Source organism: Streptomyces sp. SID5910 (assembly GCF_009862125.1).
GTDB lineage: Bacteria > Actinomycetota > Actinomycetes > Streptomycetales > Streptomycetaceae > Streptomyces.
In genome coordinates this window covers 1-5100 of record NZ_WWHX01000937.1, presented here as the reverse complement: position 1 = coordinate 5100, position 5100 = coordinate 1, and the positions used below count along the sequence as shown (strand labels likewise).

The 5100-nt window shown below is 76.6% G+C and carries 6 protein-coding genes; 2 read left to right on the top strand and 4 right to left on the bottom strand.

From position 1 onward, the window contains the following. The 4 genes from GTW67_RS33490 to GTW67_RS33475 form a co-directional block, all read right to left on the bottom strand. Positions 1 to 834 (bottom strand): caspase family protein (locus tag GTW67_RS33490; protein ID WP_161168494.1); only part of this gene is annotated, 834 nt, incomplete at its 3' end. Between the two features lie 7 nt (positions 835 to 841). Next, entirely contained in the window at positions 842 to 1204 is a 363-nt protein-coding gene (locus GTW67_RS33485) for a hypothetical protein (RefSeq protein ID WP_161168493.1), read from the bottom strand. A gap of 105 nt (positions 1205 to 1309) precedes the next feature. Continuing rightward, positions 1310 to 2374, bottom strand: a complete 1065-nt coding sequence (locus tag GTW67_RS33480; protein ID WP_161168492.1) for a serine/threonine-protein kinase — start codon at positions 2372 to 2374, stop codon at positions 1310 to 1312. A 63-nt stretch (positions 2375 to 2437) separates the two neighbouring features. Next, a complete protein-coding gene (locus GTW67_RS33475) occupies positions 2438 to 3604 on the bottom strand; it encodes a PP2C family protein-serine/threonine phosphatase (protein ID WP_346010804.1) in 1167 nt (388 codons plus the stop codon). Between the two features lie 140 nt (positions 3605 to 3744). Here GTW67_RS33475 and GTW67_RS33470 point away from each other — a divergent pair, with 140 nt between their 5' ends. Together GTW67_RS33470 and GTW67_RS33465 are read left to right on the top strand one after the other, a co-directional pair. Further along, positions 3745 to 4191 (top strand): hypothetical protein, encoded by a 447-nt coding sequence (locus GTW67_RS33470; protein WP_161168490.1) that lies wholly within the window; start codon positions 3745 to 3747, stop codon positions 4189 to 4191. Positions 4192 to 4350: 159 nt separating this feature from the next. Further along, positions 4351 to 5100: hypothetical protein (locus GTW67_RS33465; RefSeq protein ID WP_161168489.1), on the top strand; the 750-nt coding region annotated here is incomplete at its 3' end.

The following is a 5100-nucleotide window of genomic DNA, read 5'->3' as shown; positions in this document are numbered from 1 at the left end:
GCCACGCTCCTCCCCGAGGGCCCCCGCATCCGGCGTCCGGCCCGTTCCCGCGTCCCCCCGCTGCCACGGAAACCGCCCGCCTGCCCCACCGCCGGAGGCACCCGCGAGGAGGACGTCCTCCTCCGGCTCCGTGCGGCTCTGCGGTTCCCACGGGTCGCCGCGCACGGTCCGGTGGCCGTCGCCCGTCATCCGGGCGCGCACCGCGTCCGCGAGGCCGCGGAACCACACCTCCTCGTCGCCGTTGTCCAGCAGCGCCACGAGTTCGTCGGTGAACGGCGTCGGCGTGCGCGGATCGCCCGCGTCGATCCGGTGGTTGGCCTGCACGCTCATCAGCAGCAGCACGCGCCGCTTGTCGCGGAACGTCTCCCAGATCCACGCCGCGTTGCCCGCGAAGCAGCAGTCCAGGACGACCACGATCCGCCGCGCCCCGCTCGCCGCGAGCACCGTCAGCACGGTGGTGAACATCTCCGCGCCCGGGAAGACCGCGTGCCCGCCCGCCACCACGCTCGCGTTGCGCATCTGGAGGAACAGCTCGTCGCCCGCGCTCGGTATCGCCCCGTGCCCGGCGAAGTACAGCAGCAGCACGCCCTCGGCCTCGTCGGCGGCGGTCCGCAGCGCCCGGCCGAAGTCGACCTGGTCCGGCGAACGGCACACCGTGATCTCCCGCTCGCGGAACACCCGGCCCCGCCGCAGCGCGTCCCGCAGCCGGTTCAGGTTGTGCCGGACCGCGGGAAGGTCGCCGGGCACCCCGTACGGCGGCTCCGTGAGGTCGTACTCGGACACCCCGACCAGCAGCGCCCGGTTCGCCTGCCCACGCGGGTCGTGACCCGTCACCGGCCGCCTACCTGTCGTCGAGGTTCACCGGCTCGACGCGCGCCTCGGGCGGCTCGCCGTCCTCCACCCCGCTGCGATTGGCCCGCCAGGCCTCCACGGCCCCCTTGACCTGGTCCAGCACCTCCTGGACCACCACGGCCGCACCGCCCCCGACGAACGCCACGACGATCTCCATGCCGATGCCCATGGGCGCGCCGGCCTCGTCGGCCCGGCGCCGTTCGTCGATGCGCAGCCGGCCGGCCCGCACCAGCTCGTCGAGCGGTTTCTCCCGGGCCAGCCACTTGTGCAGGGCACCGATGTCGCTCTCGCTCGCGGTGCCGTCCAGCCGGACCCGGACACCGCGCGTCACCACTCCATCCCCCTCAGCCATAACTCACCATCATGGCACCGCTGTTGTGCACAGGGGAGGGTTCGTACGCCGCCGTCGCGATGCGCACGCGGGCGCACGCGCCGGCCGAGGACGCGCGGAAGGGCGTCAGCCCTGGGTCTGCAACCGGCTGAGCTCGCGCTGCACATGGCTCAGCGCACCCTCGCGCCGCCCGGGGACCCGCCCGCGCAACGCGGCGAGCGCGGCGCCCAGTTCGCGGGCCGGCACGGCGTCGCGGATCCGGCCCCACTGGTGGTGGGCCCGGTCGACGGCCGCCTCCACGGCGGGCGTCCCCGGCTGCTGCCCGGCCCGCAGCCGGGCCTCGGCCACCGCCAGCCACGCGCGGCAGCTGCGCACCGGGTCCCCGGCGAACATCGCCAGGTCGGCCCGGACCTCCGCCCAGTGCAGCGCGTCCTCGGAGGCGGGCCCGAGCGCCAGCCCGGCGGCCCGCTCGTGACGGGCGGCGAGCGCGTCGGCGTCCCCGTGCCGCCCCGCCCGTACGGCGTCGGCGATGACGGCGTGCGGGTCGCCCGCCACCGGCGCCGGTGTCAGCACCAGGTCGGCGCCGCTCCCCCCGCCCTCGGCCGCGCAGCGGGCCAGCGCCTGCTGGTGCAGCTGGTCCGGCGGCGGCCGGTGCCCGCTGCGCAGGATCGTCGCGACCCCGCGCATGTACGCGGGGGCGGCCACGGTCCGCCGTGCGGGCGGCGGCGCGACGCGACCGTAGACGGCGTTGTTGCGCCCCGAGTCCAGCGGGTGGGCCCGCAGCCACTCCCAGGTCTCCTGGTCGGCGTGCAGGTCCAGCAGCAGCGTCGTCGCACCGGTCGGCCGCAGCCGCAGTTCCTCGCGGATCCAGTGCCAGGGCAGGGCGGTGTAGCGGACGGTGGCGGGCGTCGTACGGGCCAGTGCCAGATGGGGCAGCCGCTCGCGCCGGTCGAGCTGGAGCTGCCCGGTGACGTACACGGTCAGCGGGCCGGGGGCCGCCGCGGCGGCGCGGAGCCGGGTGAGGACGGCCTGCGGCTCCAGCGGGTCGGCGAGTTCGACGACGTTCGCCGTGTCCGTCCCGGCCAGCACGGCGGGCGGCACGGCGGCGAGCACGGGGAGCACGGAGGCCGCGTCCACCAGGCTCCCCCGGCCCACGGGCGACGCCGCGAGCAGCAGCACGGTTCCGGGCATGTCCCCTCCCCCTGTCGATCACGTACGGCAGCACGGTAGCCGCTGCGGCCGCGAAGCGGGCAGTCAGCCGTTCAGCCGCCGTACCGCGAACACGGTGGTGTCGTCGACGAGCCGCCCCCGGCAGTGCCGCAGCGTGCCGTCCCGGACGAGGGCCACCAGCCGCCGCGGCGCCGCGCTGCGCGGATCGGCGGCGACGGCGCGGGAGACGTCGTCGGCGGGCCGGTGGAAGCGTCCGGCGGCGTCGCGTGCCTCGGTCACCCCGTCGGTGACCAGCAGCAGCGTCTCCTCCGGGGCGAGGGCCAGCCGGTGCACCGTCACCGACGGCCCGGGGAGGAGGTCGCCCATGCCGAGGGGCAGCCCGCCGGTGACGGCCATGCGCCGCACGCCGTGCGGGCCGACGGCCAGCGGGGGTTCGTGGCCGAGGACGACGGCGTCCACGGCGTCGGGCAGCCCGGGGGAGAACTCGATCAGCACGGCGGTGGCGAAGCGGTCGCCGCCGGACTGGCCGACGGCCGCTGCGTGCCCGCGGTGGCGCAGGATGCGGACCTCCAGGCGTTCGGCGACCGTCGCGAGGTCCGCCTCGTGGTAGCCGGCCTCGCGGAACGTGCTGAGCAGCGCGGCCGCCGTCTCCACCGCGCCCAGCCCCTTGCCCTGCACGTCGCCGACGAGGACCCGGGTGCCGTGCGGGCCGGGCTGGACGTCGTAGAAGTCGCCGCCGACACGGGCCTCGGTGTCGGCCGCGAGGTAGACGGCCGCGATCTCCAGGCCTCCGAAGACCTCCGGGAGCGGGCGCAGCACGGTGCGGCGGGTGGTGTCGGCGATGTTCCGCATGTGCAGCATGCGCCGCTCGCCGGCGACCCGGACCGCGGCGGCGGCCACCGCGATGAGGCCGCCGAGGACGACGAGGACCAGGCCGGACGTCCCGGTGCGCTCGTGGTGCTGCCAGACGTTGTCGGCGAGGACGTAGACGACGGCCGAGAGCACCGCGAGGGCGGCCGTGCCCAGGACTCCGCAGACCGCGGCCGCGATGCCGGGCACGAGGACGGTCCAGGAGATGATCTGGAACGCGGCGGTGTGGACGTCGGTCACGGTGATGCCGGCGAGCAGCACCAGCGGGAAGAGCCAGGCGACGCTGCGGCCGCGCACGCTCAGCAGCTCGTGCCGGGACACGGCGTCGCCCCGGCCGGCGGCCCGGACGAGCCCCTCGACCGGCCGCCACCGGCCGCGCACCGGCCTTGCGGGACGACCTCTCGCGCGACCCCTCACGGGGGTCAGCGAAACACGTGCCCCCACGGCCCGCATCCTGACTTGCCACCCGCCCCCGCCAGGTGTGCTCTGGTAGACGGGGGCGAGGAGAGAGGAGTGCTCTCATGGCTCACGCGGTACCCACGCCCAAGACCTCCGCCGGCCCGGCCGGCCGCCGTACGACGCCCGACGTCTTCGGCCCGCGGACCCATCTGCTGGCGAAGTGGGCGGTGCCCGTCGTGGCCGGGCTGATCTACGGCTACTGGGCGGCGGCCAACCGGCGCTACGGCGGCCCCGTCACCGGCTGGAACCTGCTCTTCGGCTTCCTGACCGCGCTCGCGTTCGTCGTCCTGTACGCCGTGGTCCGGGCGGTGGCGCAGCGGCTGCCGCGCGAGGGCCACGCGGTGCTGTGGGGCGCGTTCGCGGGCAGCGCGCTGGGCTTCCTGTACGTGCAGAGCGGCGTCGCCATGTTCACGTGCATCCTCGCGTCCCTGCTGCTGGCGGGCGCGGTGACGGCGGCGATGTTCTACGTCTTCTACTCCCGCGAGGACGCGACGGGCCACCGCGTCTGAGCCCGCCGTCCCCGCTCCCGGCGACGGCACGCGGTCCCCCGGGCCCCGGTCACCCGACCGGGGCCCACCCGTGTCCGGCTTCGGCCGTTCGGGGCGTCCGGCGGGCCATTTGCAGTCACCCCGGTCGCCCGGGCCGGGGCGCGGGCCTTGCCTGGAAGGGTGCCCTCACGTCTTCGGAGCGCCCTGTCGGCCGTCCTGATCGCCCTCGCCTGCCTGCTCGCCCCGTGCGGCACGCTGGCGGGCTGGGCGGCGTACGGGCTGGGCGACACCGGCCGGTACGTCGCCACCATGGCGCCGCTCGCCGCCGACCCGGACGTGCGGGACGCGGTCGCGGACACGGTGGGCGACGGGGTCATGAACGAGGTGGGCGCCGGTCCCCTGCGCACGACCGTGCGCCTCTACGTCGAGGACGCCGCCCGCTCCTTCACCCGGACCGAGGCCTACCGCGCGGGCTGGGACGCCGCCAACCGGGCCGTCCACGCCGCCGTGCTGCGCGCCCTGCGCGACGAGGGGGCCGCCGGGCGCCCCGTCACCGTCGACCTGGCCCCCGTCACGGCCCGGGTCCGCAGCCGGCTCCTCCAGGACAACGTGCCGATGGCGCGGCGGATCCCCGTGCGGCACACCGAGGTCACCGTGCTCCCGGCCCACGAGGTGGACCGGCTCAGGAAGGGCTACCACGTGCTCGACGTCGCCGCCTTCTGGCTGCCGCTCGCGGCCGTCGTCTTCGCCGTCGCCGGCCTCGCCCTGGCCGCCTGCCGCCGGCGCGCGCTCACGGCCACCGGCCTCGGCACGGCCGTCGGCGGGGTGCTGCTCGCCCTCGCCGTCCTCCTCGGCCGCCGGCTCACCCTGGCCGAGCTGCCCGGCGCGGTGGACGGCCCGGCCGCCGGCGCCGTCTACGACGCCCTCACC

Coding starts and splice junctions, on each gene's coding strand:
- GTW67_RS33485 (WP_161168493.1), bottom strand. CDS start 1,204: ATGGCTGAGGGGGATGGAGTGGTGACGCGCGGTGTCCGGGTCCGGCTG.
- GTW67_RS33480 (WP_161168492.1), bottom strand. CDS start 2,374: ATGCCCGGAACCGTGCTGCTGCTCGCGGCGTCGCCCGTGGGCCGGGGG.
- GTW67_RS33470 (WP_161168490.1), top strand. CDS start 3,745: ATGGCTCACGCGGTACCCACGCCCAAGACCTCCGCCGGCCCGGCCGGC.